The organism is Marinobacter sp. MBR-99 (genome assembly GCF_040547575.1).
Taxonomy (GTDB): Bacteria; Pseudomonadota; Gammaproteobacteria; order Pseudomonadales; family Oleiphilaceae; genus Marinobacter.
Genome location: NZ_JBEPPY010000015.1, coordinates 17090 through 35495, shown reverse-complemented (window position 1 = coordinate 35495; position 18406 = coordinate 17090). Strand labels below are relative to the sequence as shown.

At 58.3% G+C, this 18406-nt stretch carries 22 protein-coding genes; 14 read left to right on the top strand and 8 right to left on the bottom strand.

Annotation, left to right across the window (positions count from 1 at the left end; genetic code table 11):
* Positions 1 to 10 precede the first annotated feature (10 nt).
* The 4 genes from hslR to mutM all read right to left on the bottom strand — a co-directional run bounded on the left by hslR (position 11) and on the right by mutM (position 2497).
* The gene (gene hslR / locus ABIE59_RS13675) at positions 11 to 418 is read right to left on the bottom strand and encodes a ribosome-associated heat shock protein Hsp15 (protein WP_058090766.1); all 408 of its coding nucleotides are present in this window, start codon (positions 416 to 418) and stop codon (positions 11 to 13) included.
* A 62-nt stretch (positions 419 to 480) separates the two neighbouring features.
* Positions 481 to 1167, bottom strand: coding sequence for a GMP/IMP nucleotidase (gene yrfG / locus ABIE59_RS13670; protein ID WP_286252462.1), 687 nt, complete (start codon positions 1165 to 1167; stop codon positions 481 to 483).
* 88 nt (positions 1168 to 1255) lie between these two features.
* Positions 1256 to 1588, bottom strand: coding sequence for a hypothetical protein (locus ABIE59_RS13665; protein WP_354447715.1), 333 nt, complete (start codon positions 1586 to 1588; stop codon positions 1256 to 1258).
* A 96-nt stretch (positions 1589 to 1684) separates the two neighbouring features.
* Entirely contained in the window at positions 1685 to 2497 is an 813-nt protein-coding gene (mutM, locus tag ABIE59_RS13660; protein WP_354447713.1) for a bifunctional DNA-formamidopyrimidine glycosylase/DNA-(apurinic or apyrimidinic site) lyase, read from the bottom strand.
* 185 nt (positions 2498 to 2682) lie between these two features.
* On the opposite strand from mutM, the gene ABIE59_RS13655 reads away from it, so the two are divergent.
* A complete protein-coding gene (locus ABIE59_RS13655; protein WP_354447711.1) occupies positions 2683 to 3861 on the top strand; it encodes a DesA family fatty acid desaturase in 1179 nt (392 codons plus the stop codon).
* Between the two features lie 74 nt (positions 3862 to 3935).
* On the opposite strand, the gene rsmD is transcribed toward ABIE59_RS13655, so the two are convergent.
* A complete protein-coding gene (gene rsmD, locus ABIE59_RS13650) occupies positions 3936 to 4568 on the bottom strand; it encodes a 16S rRNA (guanine(966)-N(2))-methyltransferase RsmD (protein ID WP_354447709.1) in 633 nt (210 codons plus the stop codon).
* A gap of 159 nt (positions 4569 to 4727) precedes the next feature.
* On the opposite strand from rsmD, the gene ftsY reads away from it, so the two are divergent.
* The 8 genes from ftsY to ABIE59_RS13610 all read left to right on the top strand — a co-directional run bounded on the left by ftsY (position 4728) and on the right by ABIE59_RS13610 (position 12960).
* Positions 4728 to 5969 carry a signal recognition particle-docking protein FtsY gene (ftsY, locus tag ABIE59_RS13645; RefSeq protein ID WP_354447707.1) on the top strand — a complete coding sequence of 414 codons (1242 nt, stop codon included), beginning with the start codon at positions 4728 to 4730 and terminating at the stop codon, positions 5967 to 5969.
* Positions 5970 to 5997: 28 nt separating this feature from the next.
* Positions 5998 to 6690, top strand: coding sequence for a cell division ATP-binding protein FtsE (ftsE, locus tag ABIE59_RS13640; RefSeq protein ID WP_354447705.1), 693 nt, complete (start codon positions 5998 to 6000; stop codon positions 6688 to 6690).
* Positions 6680 to 7687: a permease-like cell division protein FtsX gene (ftsX, locus tag ABIE59_RS13635; RefSeq protein WP_354447703.1), complete on the top strand. Its 1008-nt coding sequence runs from the start codon at positions 6680 to 6682 to the stop codon at positions 7685 to 7687. The genes ftsE and ftsX overlap by 11 nt, the downstream gene beginning before the upstream one ends.
* 199 nt (positions 7688 to 7886) lie before the next feature.
* Positions 7887 to 8747 (top strand): RNA polymerase sigma factor RpoH, encoded by an 861-nt coding sequence (gene rpoH, locus ABIE59_RS13630; protein WP_354447701.1) that lies wholly within the window; start codon positions 7887 to 7889, stop codon positions 8745 to 8747.
* Between the two features lie 238 nt (positions 8748 to 8985).
* Entirely contained in the window at positions 8986 to 9918 is a 933-nt protein-coding gene (locus ABIE59_RS13625) for an NAD(P)-dependent oxidoreductase (RefSeq protein WP_354447699.1), read from the top strand.
* 10 nt (positions 9919 to 9928) lie between these two features.
* Entirely contained in the window at positions 9929 to 10708 is a 780-nt protein-coding gene (gene hyi, locus ABIE59_RS13620; RefSeq protein ID WP_354447697.1) for a hydroxypyruvate isomerase, read from the top strand.
* 103 nt (positions 10709 to 10811) lie between these two features.
* Positions 10812 to 11492, top strand: a complete 681-nt coding sequence (locus ABIE59_RS13615; RefSeq protein WP_011787144.1) for a winged helix-turn-helix domain-containing protein — start codon at positions 10812 to 10814, stop codon at positions 11490 to 11492.
* Positions 11479 to 12960, top strand: coding sequence for a HAMP domain-containing sensor histidine kinase (locus tag ABIE59_RS13610; RefSeq protein ID WP_354447695.1), 1482 nt, complete (start codon positions 11479 to 11481; stop codon positions 12958 to 12960). The genes ABIE59_RS13615 and ABIE59_RS13610 overlap by 14 nt, the downstream gene beginning before the upstream one ends.
* A gap of 3 nt (positions 12961 to 12963) precedes the next feature.
* On the opposite strand, the gene ABIE59_RS13605 is transcribed toward ABIE59_RS13610, so the two are convergent.
* Positions 12964 to 13236, bottom strand: coding sequence for a hypothetical protein (locus tag ABIE59_RS13605; RefSeq protein ID WP_354447693.1), 273 nt, complete (start codon positions 13234 to 13236; stop codon positions 12964 to 12966).
* Between the two features lie 287 nt (positions 13237 to 13523).
* Between ABIE59_RS13605 and greB the strand changes: the two genes are divergently transcribed.
* Complete coding sequence (gene greB / locus ABIE59_RS13600; RefSeq protein WP_354447691.1) at positions 13524 to 14039, top strand: transcription elongation factor GreB; 516 nt, start codon at positions 13524 to 13526, stop codon at positions 14037 to 14039.
* A 190-nt stretch (positions 14040 to 14229) separates the two neighbouring features.
* The gene (locus tag ABIE59_RS13595; protein WP_354447818.1) at positions 14230 to 14610 is read left to right on the top strand and encodes a hypothetical protein; all 381 of its coding nucleotides are present in this window, start codon (positions 14230 to 14232) and stop codon (positions 14608 to 14610) included.
* 26 nt (positions 14611 to 14636) lie between these two features.
* Here ABIE59_RS13595 and ABIE59_RS13590 read toward each other — a convergent pair whose 3' ends face one another.
* Together ABIE59_RS13590 and ABIE59_RS13585 are read right to left on the bottom strand one after the other, a co-directional pair.
* The gene (locus tag ABIE59_RS13590; RefSeq protein WP_354447689.1) at positions 14637 to 14948 is read right to left on the bottom strand and encodes a site-specific integrase; all 312 of its coding nucleotides are present in this window, start codon (positions 14946 to 14948) and stop codon (positions 14637 to 14639) included.
* 140 nt (positions 14949 to 15088) lie between these two features.
* A complete protein-coding gene (locus ABIE59_RS13585) occupies positions 15089 to 15349 on the bottom strand; it encodes an acyl-CoA-binding protein (RefSeq protein WP_354447687.1) in 261 nt (86 codons plus the stop codon).
* A gap of 271 nt (positions 15350 to 15620) precedes the next feature.
* Between ABIE59_RS13585 and tssB the strand changes: the two genes are divergently transcribed.
* The 3 genes from tssB (at position 15621) to tssE (ending at position 18102) form a co-directional block, all read left to right on the top strand.
* Positions 15621 to 16118 carry a type VI secretion system contractile sheath small subunit gene (gene tssB, locus ABIE59_RS13580; RefSeq protein WP_058090748.1) on the top strand — a complete coding sequence of 166 codons (498 nt, stop codon included), beginning with the start codon at positions 15621 to 15623 and terminating at the stop codon, positions 16116 to 16118.
* A gap of 61 nt (positions 16119 to 16179) precedes the next feature.
* Positions 16180 to 17661: a type VI secretion system contractile sheath large subunit gene (gene tssC / locus ABIE59_RS13575; RefSeq protein WP_058090747.1), complete on the top strand. Its 1482-nt coding sequence runs from the start codon at positions 16180 to 16182 to the stop codon at positions 17659 to 17661.
* A 3-nt stretch (positions 17662 to 17664) separates the two neighbouring features.
* Entirely contained in the window at positions 17665 to 18102 is a 438-nt protein-coding gene (gene tssE / locus ABIE59_RS13570) for a type VI secretion system baseplate subunit TssE (RefSeq protein ID WP_072676009.1), read from the top strand.
* Positions 18103 to 18406 lie beyond the last annotated feature (304 nt).

Genomic DNA, 18406 nt, shown 5'->3' with positions numbered 1-18406 from the left:
TGATCCGGTTTTACAGGCCGTTCTGGTCCCGGAACCGCTGAATATCCCGGCGGTCTTTCTTGCTCGGCCGGCGGGCGGGTGGTAATTGGGCTGCCTGCATGGTCTTGCGCTGCCAGGCCAGTTCTTCGCGTTTTTTCACGCTGTCACTGGTTTCGTGGTAAAGCTTCTGGGCCTCTGGAGCACCCCTGCGCCGGTCGCTTATTTCATCCACGATCACGATTTTTTCCTGCCAGCCCAGGCGCAAGGTAACCCTGGCGCCAGCTTCAACAATCTTGCCGGGCTTTGTTCGCTGGCTATTGTAGTGCACCTTGCCGCCTTCGATGGCTTCTTTCGCCAGGGAACGGGTCTTGTAGAAGCGCGCGGCCCAGAGCCATTTGTCGAGCCGTACCTTTTGTTCGTCAGCGCTGGTTGCCGTCATATCTCCTCACCGGGTTGGCACCTGCCGTCGGGCTTTGTGTTAACCAGATTATAACCGGCTCGTCATCGGGATGGCAGGGGCTGTTGCGAACGCAGTGATGGCAGCACTTCATCAAAATGGCGAATGCCGGGGATCTCAGGGTGCTGTGCATTGGGTGCCTGGGTGCTGTCGGGCTCCAGAATGGCCAGGCATTGGCCGATGCCTGCCTGGCGGGCACTCTCCAGCACGGGAAAACTGTCGTCCACCATCAGGGTTTTGTCTTGCCGGTACGGGACTTTTCTGCCGAGGTCTCGCCAGAAATCCCGATCTTCCTTGGGTTTGCCGAATTCATGGCTGGAAACGATGGCATCCACATGTTGGTCCAGGCCGGTGCGCTCCAGTTTCAGTGCCAGGGGGTCCGGGTGGCAGTTGGTCACAATGACCGAGCGCAGGCCGGCTTGGCGCAACGAAGACAGAAAGTCGGGCACGTGGGGGCGGTAGCCGATGCGATCACTGACTTCCGCCTTCAGCTGGTTGATATTCACCGAGAGCCGTTCGCTCCAGTAGTCGGTGCAGTACCAGTTCAGTGACCCCCGTTCCGCCATGATCATGGCCACCAGGGTCTCTTTCGCCTGTTGGGGATGCAGGTCGTACTGTTCGGCGTAACGTCTGGGCAAGTGCTCGAGCCAGAAGTGCGAGTCGAAGTGAAGATCCAGCAGTGTTCCATCCATATCCAGGAACACGGTATCGAGGGTTGACCAATCCACCATAAACAAAAACAGCCTGAAGGGTTTCCTTCAGGCTGCCTCAGATTCCGGCGGCTGGCAAGCCGGGATTCTACTGATCGTCGGGGTAGACTCAGTCAGCAGCTTGTTCAACCGTTTCTGGCTTGCGGCCGGTGCGCGAGCAGCCCAGGCAGCGAACGAAGGTAGCCTTGGCAGGGCCAACAACCAGCACTTCGCCAGCCTCACCGGCGTTGCCGCCGAGGGCGGAGAATGGCAGAGATACCAGATAGACGGCACTGCCAACAATGGTGGTGGCCAGTAGGGCAGGTCGCAGCAGAACCGCATCGGCCGTCATGGCCAGCGCCGAGGGGCTCTCATCGACCGCTCTGGCGTGGCCGAAAGATGAAAAAGCCAGCAGACAGGCTGCCACCGTTGCAACCAGAGTGCGGGAAATCTTGCGGGTCATGACGATTCTCTCCTGTTAATTCTCTGTTAACTATGAATCATATTGCCTGAATTTCAAACGGTTTTTGTTTGTATTGTGTGATGTTGGTTTGCAGTTTCAGCGTTGGCAACGAGGGCAGTACACGGTGGAGCGATTGTTCATCCGGATTTCCTTCAGTACGGTGTTACATTCCGGGCAGGGGGCGCCACCATGCCCATATACCAGCAATGACTGGGCAAAATAACCCGGCTTGCCGTCGCTGTTAACGAAATCCCGAAAGGTGGTGCCGCCCATCAGGATGGCTGCACTCAGGGTTTCCTTTATGGCTTCAGCCAGCCGGTGATAGCGGTCCAGGCTGATCCGGCCCGCCTTCCGTTTCGGGTGTATGCCGGCTTTGAACAGTGCTTCGTTGGCGTAGATGTTGCCAACCCCGACCACCACATGATTGTCCATGATGAAGGATTTGATTGGGCTCTGTTTGCCCCGGGACAGCCGGAACAGCCAGGCACCGCCAAAGTCCGGCGACAGTGGTTCCGGGCCAAGATCCCGTATTAGCGGGTGCAGGGTGCAGTCGTCGGCCCACAGCCAGCAGCCAAAGCGCCGGGGATCATTGAAGCGCAGGGTGCGGCCGTTGGCGAGACAGACATCAACATGGTCATGGGTGGCGGCCGGGCTGCCGTCGGTGATCACCCGCAGGCTGCCGGACATGCCCAGGTGCACAATAACAGTGCCGCCATCCAGGTGCAGGAACAGATATTTCGCCCGGCGGTCTACGGACCGGATAACCTGACCCTGCAGGCGCTCCGGTAAATCCCCGGGAATCGGCCAGCGCAGCCGGGCATTGCGAATCACTACCCCGTTTATCTTCTGGCCTTCACAGTGGGGCGCAATGCCCTGACGAGTGGTTTCTACTTCGGGTAATTCGGGCACGAAGCCTCCGCTGGCAAACGTATTCTGGGGCCATAAGTGTAAACAGTAACAAAAAAGCCACCAAACGGTGTTGTTGACGCGTACAGCTGTACGCTAAAGTTGGTGAAGTATATTTCCTTCGAGTGTTTGCGAATCTCCCTCCGCAGTATCGCCTTTCGAAGTTGATGAATTCTTGAGGATAATTTATGTGGTTTAACGGTCTCCTTGACCTCTCGGTATGGCAGTTGATAGCGGTCACCCTGGTGCTCACCCATATCACCATTGTCAGTGTTACGCTCTATCTGCACCGTCACTCGGCCCATAACGCCCTGGATCTGCATCCGGTGCTCAAGCATTTTTTTCGCTTCTGGCTGTGGATGACCACTGCTCAGAACACCAAAGAGTGGACCGCGATCCACCGCAAACACCACGCCAAATGTGAAACCGAGGAAGACCCCCATAGCCCGGTGGTCCTGGGTATCCGCAAGGTCCTGCTGGAAGGCGCAGAGCTTTACGCCGAGGCGGCCACCCCGGAAACCCTCGAGCGCTATGGTCAGCGCACCCCGGAAGACTGGATCGAGCGCAACGTCTACAGCCGATACAAGATGCTGGGTATTGTACTGATGGCAGTGCTCAACCTGGCGCTGTTCGGCGTTCACGGGATCTGGATCTGGGCGGTACAGATGATGTGGATCCCGGTATGGGCCGCAGGCGTGGTCAATGGGGTTGGCCATTATCTGGGTTACCGCAATTTCGAATGTGCCGATAATGCCCGCAATATCTCGCCCTGGGGCATCCTGATCGGTGGCGAAGAACTCCACAACAACCATCACACCTATCCGAATTCCGCCAAGCTGTCCCGCCGTTGGTACGAAGTGGATATCGGCTGGGGCTATATTCGCCTGTTCCAGTTGTTTGGTCTTGCCAAGCCCAAGGGCTACCGGCCGATTGCTCATTACGTTCCGGGCAAGCAGGAGATGGATGTGGAAACCGTTCAGGCTATCACCAACAGCCGTTTCGACATCATGCGTCAGTACCGCAAGCGGGTCATGGAGCCGGTCTTGCGCCAGCAGCGTTCACTGATGGACGATGAAATTCGTCCCCGCTACCGGAAGCTGAAGCAGCTGTTATCCCGGGAAGCTACGCTGATCAAGCCCAAGGACAAAGAACAGCTGGAAACGGTCTTGGAGCGCCATGAAATTCTGCGGCAGATATACGAGAAGAGTCACGAACTGCAACGGCTGTGGCGTCAGCGCGGGCTGAAACCCCAGGAAAAACTGCAGGCGCTGATGGAGTGGTGCAAAGAGGCGGAAGCCAGCGGCATTCGCTATCTGGAAGAGTTCGCGGCGCACCTGCGGGCCTACTCCCTGCGCCCGGTTGCCTGACGCGCCCCGCCGTTGAGGTACAAAAAAGCCAGATGGGTTCGCTCATCTGGCTTTTTTGTTTTATCGCGACAGCACTAATCCGTTTCCGGGTTAACCCGGTACAGGCTGTAGGTTACCTGGCCCGCGGTCTTCTGCCTGTGCAGCATCCAGCCCGCAGGCACCGGCGGTGTTGCCCGTTCGCTCTCATGCTCCACGTAGACCCAGCCACCTGGTTTGATCCATTGACCGGTTTCCAGTAGCGGAAATAATCGTTCCAGCCAACCCTGGCGGAAGGGCGGATCCATAAACACGATGTCGAAGGGTGGGCGCTGCCGGTTGGCCAGATAGCTTTCCGCATCCTGGCAAACCACCACGCCTTTGTCGGATTTCAGTAACCGCAGATTGTCCCGCAAGGCGCTGGCCAGTGCCGGGGTATGGTCGACCAGCGTGGCGTTGGCGGCACCCCGGGAAAGCGCCTCCAGGCTCAAGGCCCCGGAGCCGGCAAACAGGTCCAGGCAATCGCTGCCGGCAATCTGGAAGTTGAGCCAGTTAAACAGGGTTTCGCGGGTACGTGCAGGGCTGGGGCGAACACCGCCGGCATCCGGAAATCTCAGCTTTCGGCTGCGCCAGTCACCGCCGATAATACGCAGCTCCCCGGTACCGCTGGAAGGCGCGCGCCCCGCAGGCGTCGGGCCGGGTTTGCGGTTTGCCGGTTTGCGTCTGGCCATGGTTGTGCTCCGGAGTTCTGAACAGGTTGAATTGAGGGCGATTATGTTACCGGAAAGCAGCCGGCAGGGGATAATGGGCCAGCCCCTCACTTAGGCCTGCAGGTCTGCTAGAATGTGCGCTTTATTTTCGCCCGCCCCTTTCAGACAGATGGTAAGACTATGACGGCAGAGTGGATTTCAATCGGCCTGTTGGCCCTTCTCGTTCTGTTCTTCGTGCTGGATATTGCCGGCAATTGCAAGCGTGCCCCCCGGCCGAAAACGGTGGTTCAGCGCAAGCCTGAGATAGCTCGAGGCCCGGCTCCAGCGGAACCGGAGCCCGCTCGGGAAGAGCCCGAAGCCGTTTCGGCAGAGCCGGGCGTCCAAGCGCAGCCCGAGGCCCCGGTTACTGAGGAAGAGCCCGTCCGGGAAGCCCCGGCTACCGATTTGGTTCCGGAGCCCGAACCCGCGCCTGAGCCCGAGCCGACGCCAGAGCCAGAACCCCAGATCAGCGTTTTCGAGCGAATCAGGAAGGGCCTGGGTAAAACCCGTGCCAGTCTGACCGGCGGCCTGGCGGACCTGTTCTCGGTGGGCAAGAAGATCGACGAGGACTTGCTGGAAGAAATCGAAACCACCCTGTTAATGGCTGACGTGGGCGTTACTGCCACCTCCGAGATCATAGAGTCGCTCACCGATAAGCTCGAGCGTAACCAGCTCAAGGACGGCGCAGCGCTTCGCAAAGCCCTGCGCGATGAACTCCACGACCTGCTCAAGGACGTTACCAGGCCACTGGATGTTTGCACCGATAACAAGCCATACGTGATTCTCATGGTCGGTGTGAACGGTGTTGGTAAAACGACGACCATCGGCAAGCTCACCCGGAAGTTCCAGGCGGAAGGCAAGTCGGTCATGCTCGCGGCCGGTGATACCTTTCGTGCGGCGGCGGTGGAGCAGTTGCAGGTGTGGGGTGAGCGCAATAATGTGCCAGTGGTGGCCCAGCACACCGGCGCCGACAGTGCTTCGGTGATCTTTGATGCGATCCAGTCTGCCCAGGCCCGGGGTACCGATGTTGTGATTGCCGACACCGCCGGCCGCCTGCAGAACAAAGACAACCTGATGAACGAATTGAGCAAGGTTGTCCGGGTTATGAAAAAACTGGACGAATCGGCGCCCCATGAAGTGATGCTGGTGCTGGACGCCGGTACCGGCCAGAACGCCCTGAGCCAGGCCCAGGTATTCCAGCAGGCGGTTGGCGTCAGTGGCATTACTTTGACGAAACTGGACGGCACCGCAAAAGGCGGTATTGTATTTGCCATAGCCCGTCAGCTGCAGCTGCCTATCCGTTTCATTGGTGTGGGTGAGCAGGCCGAAGACCTGCGCAGTTTTGATGCGGAAACCTTTGTCGACGCCCTGTTCGACGACTGAAGTACCGGCTAGGGAGCCCGCGCCCACGATGATCGAGTTTCGCCAGGTTACCAAACGCTATGACAGCGACCACACCGCTTTGCGCCAGGTGAATTTTCACCTGGACCGGGGGGAACTGGCGTTTCTGACCGGGCATTCCGGCGCGGGCAAAAGCACCTTGCTGAAGCTGATTATGGTTATGGAGCGCCCCACGGCCGGTGAGTTGATCGTCGGTGGCCAGCGCCTGAACAGCTTGCCCCGGCGTCAGATTCCCTACATCCGCCGGCATATTGGTGTGGTGTTCCAGAACCACCAGCTGCTGTTTGATCGTACGGTGTTCGATAATGTTGCGATGCCGCTGGAAGTGATGGGTGCCTCGCCCAACGACATCGGCCGCAGGGTTCGGGCAGCGCTGGACAAAGTGGGCCTGCTCAACAAAGAGAAAATGAACCCGCTTCAGTTATCCGGGGGGGAGCAACAGCGGGTAGGCATTGCCCGGGCCGTAGTGAACAAACCGCCTGTGTTGTTGGCGGATGAGCCCACCGGTAATCTGGACCCGGAACTTTCCGCCGACATCATGCACCTGTTCACCGAGTTCAGTCAGGTGGGTGTGACAGTACTGATCGCCACCCACGATATCGCCCTGATCAGTGAAATGGGTCGGCGCAAGCTGACCCTCGATCATGGTCGGTTGGTCGCCACTGGGCATGCTCCGGCGGCTGGAGGTGTCAGTGGCTACTGAACCCCGTCAAAGGCAGGACAGCCAGCGTGGGGCCGCCAATCGGGTGAAGTCCCCGCTGAACGCCCAGGCCCGAAGTTATCTGGACCATCACCGGAAAGTGGCCCGGGATTCCGCACGGCGCCTGTGGCAAACACCGGTGGCCAGTATGATGACCTGGACCGTGATGGGGGTAGCGCTCGCCTTGCCCGTCGCCCTGTTGTTGCTGCTGGGCAGCTTGCAGGGCGTGAGTGCCGGCTGGGAGAGCAGTGCCCGTATTACCGCGTACCTGGCCATGGATGTGTCGCTGGGGCGCGCCGGCGAGCTGGCGGAGGGGGTCCGGGGCGATGGTCGGGTGCTGTCGGTTCAGCTGGTGGATCGGGATCAGGCTCTGGAAGAGTTTCGTGCATCCTCGGGCCTGGATGATGCCCTGGAATTCCTGGACGACAATCCGCTGCCCCATACCCTGTTGATTACCCCTCAGGACAGCGTGCGCTCCGCCGATGGCGTGCAGGCCCTGGTGCGGTTTGTTGAGGGAATGGATGGCATTGATCAGGTGCAGGTGGATCTTGGCTGGCTGCAGCGGCTGAACGCTATGACCGATATCTTGGCGCGAGCTGTCTGGGCTCTGGCACTGCTGCTTGGCTCCGCGGTCATACTGGTGATTGGCAATACCGTGCGCCTGGCGATCGAAAATCGGCGGGATGAAATCCTGGTGGCCAAGCTGGTGGGCGGTACCGATGCCTTCGTACGCCGGCCGTTCCTGTACACCGGGGCCTGGTTTGGGCTCGGTGGTGGCGTGGTTGCCTGGTTGTTGATCCAGGTTTCACTTTGGTGGCTGAACGGCCCTATTGAGCGGCTGGCAGGCCTGTATCGCAGCGAATTCTCACTGCAGGGACCGGGCTTTGACGGTGCATTGGCATTGATTATCATCGCAATGCTGCTAGGCTGGCTAGGCGCTTGGCTTGCGGTGAGGCGTCATCTGGATGACATTGAGCCGGGTGATATTGCTGGCGGGTGATCCGGGTAGGGGGAAAACCGTATTGAAAAAAGAGCTTGTACTGGCGTAGTTTGAGAGTCAGAAAAGCCACGGCGAATTTTTCAGGTTGTTGTTTTGTAACGTTTTACTGGAAAGTTCGGGAACAAATCAAGTTCTTGGCGGTCTAATTAAAAGTTGTTATATTTTATGGCTGTTAGGTTCAGAGGTTGGAGGTTAATGCATGGGTACTAGTTTACAGTTGGCTGACAGACTGGTTCCGGGTGCCAATCTTGAGTCTTACATTCAGGCGGCAAGTCGCATACCGGTACTTTCCGTGGATGAGGAGCGGGAGCTTGCCGAGCGCCTGCATTATGATGGCGATGTGGAAGCCGCCCGTCAGCTGGTGCTGTCGCACCTGCGATTTGTGATTCATATTGCCCGGAGCTATTCCGGCTACGGCCTGGCCCAGGCGGATTTGATTCAGGAAGGTAACGTGGGCCTGATGAAGGCCGTCAAGCGCTTCAATCCTGAGTATGGTGTGCGCTTGGTGTCCTTTGCGGTGCACTGGATCAAGGCTGAGATCCATGAGTTCATTCTGCGTAACTGGCGCATTGTGAAAGTGGCTACTACCAAGGCCCAGCGTAAGCTGTTTTTCAATCTTCGCAGTCAGAAGAAGAAGCTGGCTTGGCTGAACCATGATGAGTTGAACGCGGTCGCCAAGGATCTGGGGGTAGAGCCTCGGGTGGTGCGCGAGATGGAAGGCCGGTTGGCGTCCCACGACACTTCGTTCGAAGGGCCGATGGATGACGACGATGACAGCAGCTACCAGGCGCCTGCTTATTACCTGGAAGATCGTCGCAGTGATCCTGCGGTGCAGTTGGAGAATGCCGATTGGTCTGAAGATTCCAATGGCCGGTTGATGCAGGCGTTGTCGGCACTGGACGAGCGCAGCCAGGATATTCTGCGTGAGCGCTGGCTGACCGATAGCAAGTCGACGCTGCATGAGTTGGCTGACAAGTATGGTGTGTCGGCGGAGCGCATTCGGCAGTTGGAGAAGAATGCCATGAAGAAGATCAAGGCGCAGATGATCGAAGCGGCTTGATTGGCGCCACCCGGCTTGGCTTGAAACGCCACCACCGTTCGCGGTAGGTGGCGTTTTTGTTTGTATAATGGCTTCACATTCAAGTTATCGAACATTCGGGCGGAAGCGTGTGGGTGGTTTGCTCCAAAACACGCTGTGAATACGTCCCTGTACGCTCTGCTCCGCCATCCATGGCTCCGCAAGGTTTTGGAGCAAACCACCCACACCCTTCTTCCGACTTTGGAGTGGAACTCTCAACATGACTAACAACCTTCCTCACATCGTCTTCCTCGGCATCGGCCTGATGGGCGCACCGATGACCCGTAACCTGCTCACGGCCGGTTACCCCATGACCCTGTGGAACCGCACCGCGAGCAAGTGTGAGCCTTTTGCCGGCGAGGCAACCATTGCCGGGACCCCGTCTGAGGCAGTTGCCGCTGCTGACGTGGTGATCACCATGCTGGAAAACGGCGCGGTGGTTGAGGACGTGCTGGTGGCTCAGGGCGCTCTGACGGCTCTGAAATCCGGGGCGTTGGTGATTGATATGAGTTCGGTGCAGCCGTCGCTGGCGCGGCGGTTGGCCGGGTTGGCGGCGGAGCAGGGGGCGGGATTTGTGGATGCGCCGGTGTCGGGCGGTACTCTGGGCGCGGCTGAAGCTCGCTTGAGTATTATGGCCGGTGGGTCTGAGGCGGATGTGGAGCGGGCCCGGCCGGTGTTTGAGGTGTTGGGCAAGTGTACCCGCATCGGGCCGGTGGGGGCCGGGCAGTTGGCGAAGTTGGCGAATCAGGCGATTGTGGGGATTACCATTGGTGCGGTTTCCGAGGCGTTGTTGCTGGCGGCCAAGGGTGGCGCAGACCCGGCGGCGGTGCGGGAGGCGCTGATGGGTGGGTTTGCCGGTAGTCGGATTCTGGAGCTGCACGGGCAGCGGATGATTGACCGGGATTTTGCACCCGGTGCGCCGGCGCGGATTCAGTTGAAGGATATGCGGATGATTCTGGACGAGGCCCGGGCCGAGGGGCTGACATTGCCGTTGGCGCAGCAGACCCATAACGAGTATTTGTCACTGGTGGCGAATGGCCACAGTGATGTGGACCACAGTGGTCTGTTACTGGAGCTGGAGCACCTGAACGGCACTCTGTTGGGGTCGATGGGCCGTGGCCCGAAGGAAGACACTTCAAACTCAAAGAACTAAGGAGCGGACAATGCCACGGTTTGCTGCCAATCTGTCGATGTTGTTTACCGAGGTTCCGTTTCTGGAGCGCTTTTCCCGGGCGCGGGCCGCAGGGTTCACCGCGGTGGAGTACCTGTTTCCCTATGACTGGCCGGCAGAGCAGCTGGCGGAGCAGCTACGGGAGCAGGGCCTGACCCAGGTGTTGTTCAACCTGCCGCCGGGAGACTGGCAGGCCGGGGAGCGGGGCATTGCCTGTTTGCCGGACCGGGTTGAGGAGTTTCGTGCCGGGGTGGATCAGGGTATTACCTATGCGCGGGTGCTGGGCAACCGGCAGCTGAACTGCCTGGCAGGGTTGAAGCCGGCAGATCTGGATGGGCAGATCGCCTGGGAGACGCTGGTGGCGAACGTGCAGTATGCCGCTGATCGCTTTGCCGACGCGGGTCTGACCCTGTGCCTTGAGGCGATTAACAGCCGGGTGGATATGCCGGGGTTCATGCTGGACACCACGGGCAAGGTGATGGCATTGCTTGAAGAACTCGATGCCGACAATGTGCGGTTGCAGTATGACGTCTATCATATGCAGATTATGGAAGGCGATGTGATTCGTACCATGGAGTGTCTGCTACCGTGGATTGGCCACATCCAGTTTGCCGATAATCCGGGCCGGCATGAGCCCGGTAGCGGCGAGATTAACTTTTCGAATGTTTTCGCAGCGCTGGATCGAATGGGCTATCAGGGCTGGGTGAGTGCGGAATACCGGCCATCGTCGGTAACGGAGGACACTCTGAGCTGGTTCCGGTCGGCAAATTGACCGTCGTCATAGGCGACACCCTCTTACAAGATGGTAACTGGCTGGTTTCCGGAGTTCTTCGTACCCTAAGAGTTAATGTAATCCGCTATCAGGAGGAGCACCGGTGAAAGCGCTGGTAATCGAAGACGATCGGGATGTGGCAAATTATCTGCTGAAGGGACTGAGAGAATCCGACTTCGTGGTGGATCATGCGGCCGACGGCAAGGAAGGCATGATGATGGCGGCCAGTGAAGAATACGACATCATGATTGTGGATCGCATGCTGCCTGGCATGGATGGTTTGTCCATCATCAAGACCGTACGGGCAACGGGGAACCAGACCCCGGTGCTCATTCTCAGCGCCCTGGGCGATGTGGATGACCGGGTGGAAGGGCTGCGTGGCGGTGGTGATGACTACCTCACCAAACCGTTCTCATTTACCGAACTGCTGGCCCGTATCGAATCACTGATTCGACGCAATCGGCAGGCGGCGGAAACAGAAACCGTGTTGAAGGTGGCAGACCTGGAAATGGATCTGCTGGCCAGGACCGTCAAGCGTGCCGGACAGAACATTGATGTCCAGCCCCGGGAATTCCGCCTGCTGGAATACCTGATGCGTAATGCCGGCCAGGTAGTCACCCGGACCATGCTGCTGGAGAAAGTCTGGGACTATCACTTCGATCCCCAGACCAACGTAATTGACGTGCACATCAGCCGCCTGCGGGCCAAGATCGATAAGGAATTCGACACGCCCCTGCTGCAGACGGTTCGGGGTGCGGGATATATGCTGCGTGAAACTGCTTAGTCAGCTCAGGACATCCTCTTTTCAACTGGCCCTGCTGTACATGGTGGTGTTTGCCACATCGGTATTCCTGTTGCTGGCATTCATCTACTGGCGCACGGCCGGCTTCATGACCGCCCAGACCGATGAAACCATCGAAGCGGAAATCGCCGGCCTGGCAGAACAGTACCGGGGGCGTGGCGTGAACGGACTGATCACCATCATCCGTGAGCGGGTCGCCCGGGACCCGAACGCCAAATCCATCTATCTGCTCACCACAGACGACTTCCTCAAGCTGGCCGGTAACATTGAAACCTGGCCAGGGGGCAGTCGCTCATCGGATACCGGCTGGATCAACTTTACCCTGGATTCCTCCGTGGGCTGGCAGGGGCCGGAGCGGCTTGCCCGTGCCCGGATTTTTGAGGTCCAGGGCGGTTTGAAATTGCTGGTGGGGCGGGATGTTGAAGAACTCACCAACCTCAAGCGGGTGATCGAAACGGCGATTAACTGGGGTATGGGGATTACCCTGGCGCTGGCCCTGTTGGGCGGCTTCTTGATGAGCCGTGGCACCACGCGCCGAATCGAGGTGATCAATAATACGTCCCGGCGAATCATGAATGGCCACCTGTCCCTGCGTATACCCACCCGGGGTACCGAAGACGATTTTGATCAGCTCGCAGAAAACCTGAACCAGATGCTCGACCGCATTGTTTACCTGATGGAAGGTATTCGCCATGTGTCAGACAGCATTGCCCATGACCTTCGCACCCCGCTGACACGCTTGCGCAACCAGTTGGAGAACACCCTGATTGCCGTGGATAACGACGAAGCCCGGGAACAGGTAGGCAGAGCAGTGGCTGAGGCGGACCAGTTGCTGGCAACCTTCAATGCTCTGCTGCGCATTGCCCGGCTGGAAACCCGGGGCAATTCGGCGGACATGAAAGTGGTGTCTCTGGACGAGCTGGTCAGTGATGCCTGCGAACTATACGAAGCCCTGGCGGAAGATAAAGAGCAATCCTTCGCCCAGTCACTTGAGCCGGACGTGATGATCGAGGGTGATCGGGATCTGCTGTTCCAGATGATCAGCAACCTGATCGACAATGCGATCAAATATACGCCGGAGCACGGCTTAATTCAGGTGGTGGTTCGTCGCGATGGCGCGGGCGCTGTGTTCGAAGTGCAGGACTCCGGTATTGGTATCCCGGATGACGAGAAAGGCCAGGTCTTTCAGCGCTTCTATCGGGTGGGCAAGAGTCGTTCGCTGCCGGGCAACGGCCTGGGCCTGAGCCTGGTCAGTGCGGTAGCGGAGATTCACCAGGGCCAGATTCAGCTCAGCGATACCTACGAGGGTGAGGAATCACCCGGCTTGACGGTGACCGTGCGGATGCCAGCCTATACCGGCATCCGCAAACGGATAAAAGCTGCCCCGGTCGAACAGGCAGGAGAGGCGCAGAGTGATCGGCCGTCCTCTACCGAGACCAGTAACGCCTGAGGATTACTGGCTGGCTCGAAAACGGCTTACCACTGGGCTGATCAGTGCCCCAGCGCGAGCTTCAACCAGACCGCTGATGTGTTCAAACTGCGAACGACGGCGGTCCACTTTGGCCTGAATGCTGTCCCACTCCCCTTCCAGATGCTTCTGCTCAGCCATCAGAAAGGCCGCGATGTTGTGGCGATTCAGTTTGCTGGTGATGCCCAGGCTGTCCAGGCGAAAGCCCAGGCTATCGACACCTTCAAGGGCCAGGTTCATGAGTTTCTTGGTGTTCATGGATTTGTCTCCAAACGAAAAGTCAGTGTTGATTACCTCGCACGCTATCTCCGGCGCCTAGAGTGTACAACCTAATTTCAGCCGATCAGCCAGGTTTCAGCCTTGCGAAAAGGTAATTCCGTGGCCACCGCCGGGTAATGACCGCTCAGTAGAATGGAAACTGTAGATGCAGAAGCAGGTAGAAAGTTGCTTGCTTCTCCCTCCAGCACAGCGCTAGCCTTATACCCCGTGACCCACGGGGTTTTTTTTGCCCTGAATTTTCTGTTTAACCCGGAATCCCTGATCTGATGAGCAAGACCGAAGGTTCGATGGCTCCAAGGCCGCGCTATATTACACCGGACGGCGAGCAGGCGTTACGGGAGGAGTTGCAGTACCTGTGGAAAGTGAAGCGCCCCGAAGTCACCCAGGCCGTGCGCGAGGCTGCCGCCTTGGGGGATCGCTCTGAGAACGCTGAATACATCTATGGCAAAAAGCAGCTACGGGAAATCGACCGGCGGGTAAGGTTCCTGAGCAAGCGCCTGGATGAACTTACCGTGGTCGACCGGCTGCCGGACGATCAAAGCCGGGTATTTTTCGGGGCCTGGGTTACCATCGAGGACGATGACGGAGACGAACAGACCTACAGGTTGGTGGGTGCGGATGAATTTGACCTGGCCAAAGGCTATCTCAGTATCAATGCCCCGCTTGCCAGGGCATTGATCGGCAAGTATCTGGACGATGAGGTATCAGTGAAAACGCCGGAGGGCTGGAAGACAGTGGTCATCACCGGGATTCGGTATCAGCCGGCAGACACTGGCAAGTGAAAATCGTCACAGAATCGTCTTTTGGTTGAGCAAAGCGTCACCAATGGCGATAGACTGATCAAAAATTGTCACCCGAAAGGGCAATGGAAGATCATTCAGGGTTGATGCGATGAATTCGTCAGAGTCTCACACCGGTTCAAAATGGGCAGGCCTGGTCGCCATGGTTACCGTGGTGCTATCACTGGGGCTGATGTCTGCCAGCGCTCAGGGGCAAAGCGCCAGCAACAGGGCACCGGCGTTTGAACTGGAGCAGCGCTCAACCATTGATACCATTCCATTCCACTCCATCGAAGAGGAAACCCTGGCCAATACGGTCATTGAGGGCGGGCTGGAAGCGCCGGCCGCAGGCGTTCCCGTGCAAACTGCCAGTGACGACGATTTCTATCTTGATCCTCTGGCGTTGCAGCCCAGAGACAGCCGCACCGATCTCGGGCGCTCCGAAATTCCGGTGGATATCCGGTTCAGCAATCCCAAGCTCATCCCGGGCCAGACCCACAGCAACACCTACTCGATTCGGCCACCGGAGAATCGCACCTACGATACTCTGAACGTCAATATGACCGGGCGCTGATTCCCCCGGCGCCACTTCGAGCCCGTTCAGGCCACTGCTGCGTTCGGGGTGGCCGTCTTGCCAAGTACATCCTCGTAAAAGAAGGTCAACGCCTGGGTGGCCTGGTTAAGCCTCGCCCGAGAGACGCGGATCTTGTTGCTCAGGTAATCCAGAAACTGCCGCTGATCCTCTTCCGCCATGTTGTCCGGGTTCTTGAGGTCGTGAAACAGCACAAAGCGGCTGATCCAGTGCAGGTAGGTTTGCTCGGCCCGCTGATTCAGCTGGCGTTTGCGGATGGCGGCCTTTACATCGCCGACCATACCGGGCCGTGACTGCTCGAGCGCCTGGGTAATATCCATGGTGTGTACTCTTCGGAAAGCTTGTTGTTGTTATGTTGCGCGCATCATATGACAAACGTTTGAACGGCGCAAAACCGAAGGCAGAGTTTTCCTGCGGTTCAGGGCTGCGCCCGCCTGGCTGGCAGACACAGCCCCGGGAATCACTTCAGTGATTCGAGTTTATCGATGTACTGCTGCATGGCCTGATCGCTGGACGTGCCTTTCAGCTTCTCCCAGGCGTCGTATTTGGCGCGGCCTACAAAGTCCATCATACCCGGGCGCTTGCCGGATACGTCGCCTGCGGTGGCTTGCTTGTACAGGGCATAGAACTCCAGCTTCAGCTCGTTGGACGGTTTGAAATCGCCTTCGGCGTTCTGGATATAGTTGACCGCTTCGTCAAACTTGGCCTTCAGGTCACTCATGGTGTGTCTCCTTGGTGTAAATGGTTGTCTCCTCGAAGGATAGGGCGAGTATAGCCCCGGCCGGGAGTGCCGTCATTGACTGAAACTGCATTCGGTCCGGCAACAGGGCTATCTGGCAAAAGTTTGCCCGACAGCACAGTTTGGGCCATTGCTGGCCAGTTTTTGCTTGAGAATGCCAGGTCACCTGTGTACAGTTTGACGCGTTGTCTGCCAGGACGGCAGGCATCAAGGACTGAACGACACTGCAAATGAATTGCACAGGGAGCACGCCATGTCTGCCAAAGACGGTTCCGTCGCGCCGAAAGAGCGCATCAATATCAAGTATGTCCCCGCCACCGGCGATCAGCAGGCTGAAACCGAGCTGCCGCTGAAGATGTTTGTGGTTGGCGATTTCAAGGGTCATGCTGAAGAAACCCCCATCGAAGACCGCAAAGCCATTTCCGTTGACAAGAACAACTTCCGTTCTGTCATGAAGGAAGCCGGTCTGACCTTGTCTACCTCGGTCTCCAACAAGCTCGAAGAGAATGCCGATGACCTGCCGGTCAATCTGGAATTCCAGGGTTTGGACGACTTTTCTCCGGACAGCATTGCCCGCCAGGTACCCGAGCTGAAAAAACTGATCGAGCTGCGTGAAGCCCTGGTTGCCCTCAAGGGCCCGCTGGGCAACGTGCCCTCGTTCCGTTCCAAGCTGCAGGAACTGCTGGACAACGACAGCGCCCGGGAAAAACTGCTGGCCGAGCTCGAACTGGCCACCGAAGGCGGCGAGTAAGCGCACCACCGGAATCCGGTAACCAACACCGATTATCAATCACGTACTGAAGGGATGTGGTATGTCTGATACTGCTGTGCAGCAATCTGCTGCCTCCGAATCCGTAGCAGAAGGGTCCTTGCTGGACCAGGTCATGGCCAATAGCCGTATGGCGCCGGCCGACGAAGGTTACGATGTTGCCCGTAAAGGGGTAGCTACGTTTATCGCCAACTTGCTGAAAAGCGACGAAAAAGGCCAGCCGGTCAATAAGGCCCTGGTGGACCAGATGGTGGTCGAGCTGGACCGCAAGATCAGCGCCCAGATGGATGAAATCCTGCACGCACCCAAGCTGCAGGAACTGGAATCGTCCTGGCGCGGCCTGAAGCTGATGGTCGACCGCACTGAATTCCGCGAGAACATCAAAGTCGATATCCTGCACGCCACGAAGCAGGAGTTGCTGGAAGACTTCGAGTTTGCACCGGACGTTACCCAGACCGGCTTCTACAAGCACATCTATGCCGCAGAATACGGCCAGTTCGGTGGTGAGCCGGTGGGCGCCATTGTCGGCAACTACGCCTTCAGCCCATCAACGCCCGACATGAAACTGCTGCAGTACGTGTCGTCCGTGGGTGCCATGTCCCACGCGCCATTCCTGTCCTCTGTTGCGCCGTCGTTCTTTGGTGTCGACAGCTATCAGGAACTGCCGGCGATCAAGGAGTTGAGCGCCGTCTTCGAAGGCCCGAAATACGCCAAGTGGCGCTCCCTTCGGGAATCCGAAGACGCTCGTTACCTGGGCCTGACCGCACCGCGCTTCCTGCTGCGGGTACCCTACGACCCCACCGAGAACCCGGTGCGCAGCTTCAACTACAAGGAAGAAGTCTCCGGCGACCACGAGCACTACCTGTGGGGCAACACCGCCTATCTTTTGGCTACCCGCCTGACCGAGAGCTTCGCCAAGTACCGCTGGTGCCCGAACATCATCGGCCCGCAAAGCGGTGGCGCGGTGGAAGACCTGCCGGTGCACACCTTTGAGTCCTTCGGCCAGCTGGAAGCCAAGATTCCCACCGAAGTGCTGATCACCGACCGCCGGGAATACGAGCTGGCGGAAGAGGGCTTCATCGCCCTGACCATGCGCAAAGGCAGTGACAACGCTGCGTTCTTCTCCGCCAACTCGGTGCAAAAACCCAAGCAGTTCCCGAACACCAAGGAAGGCAAGGAAGCGGAAACCAACTACAAGTTGGGTACCCAGCTGCCCTACATGATGATCGTGAACCGCCTGGCCCACTACATCAAAGTGCTGCAGCGTGAGCAGATCGGCTCCTGGAAAGAACGCCAGGATCTGGAGCGGGAACTGAACACCTGGATTCGCCAGTACGTAGCCGACCAGGAAAACCCGCCCGCCGAAGTCCGCAGCCGCCGCCCGTTGCGTGCCGCCAAGGTAGAAGTGTCGGAAGTGGAAGGCGATCCGGGCTGGTACCAGGTCTCCCTGGCCGTGCGCCCGCACTTCAAGTACATGGGTGCCAACTTCGAACTCTCGCTGGTCGGCCGTCTGGACAAGGATTAATCCATGTTCGGCGCCACTGGCACTGACGGCGTTCGCAATACCGGCAGCCTGTTTGAACGACTCGAACAGGCCGCCGCCCCGGCGGGGCAGAGCATGGGTGAAGTGACCCATGTGGTGGAATCCATCAAGCGCCACCTGGTACGCCTGCTGAATGCCCATCCGGGCAACAGTGCCAGCGTACCGGACCTCGGATTGCTGGATTTCAACGATGCCACTTTGGGTACTCAGGATTTGAGCATCCAGATTCGCGGGGCGATTCGTCAGTGCATCGAGAAGTTTGAGCCGCGGGTCAAGCGGGTGGATGTGGTGGCGTTGCCGCCGGGCCCGGACCCGCTGCAGTTGAAGTTTCAGGTGACCGTTTACCTACAGGTAGCCGGTGCTGATGACCGGACGACTATCGATCTGGTTCTCGATGATAAGCGCTATTACCGGGTTATCTGAGTTTAGGGGCTGCCTGGTGTTGGGCGGACATTGGAGTTTGGAGGGGACGGGGATGCTTTTCTTCTGGGAAAAAACAACTCGCTTCGCTCAGACATCTTTTTTCCCGGCAGAAAAGCATCCCCGCCCCCTCCTGCAGACATGGGTGCAAGAAATCCGAAAGGTTTTGAAGGCAAGGATGAGAGCGAGGGTGTGGTTGGTCTTTCCAAAAGTGTGCGGAGCCATGGATGGCGGAGCCCAAGCGTCCCACGGACGGGCTTGAGCGTCTTTTGGAAAGACCAACCACACCCTTGCTCGGAGCCAGATA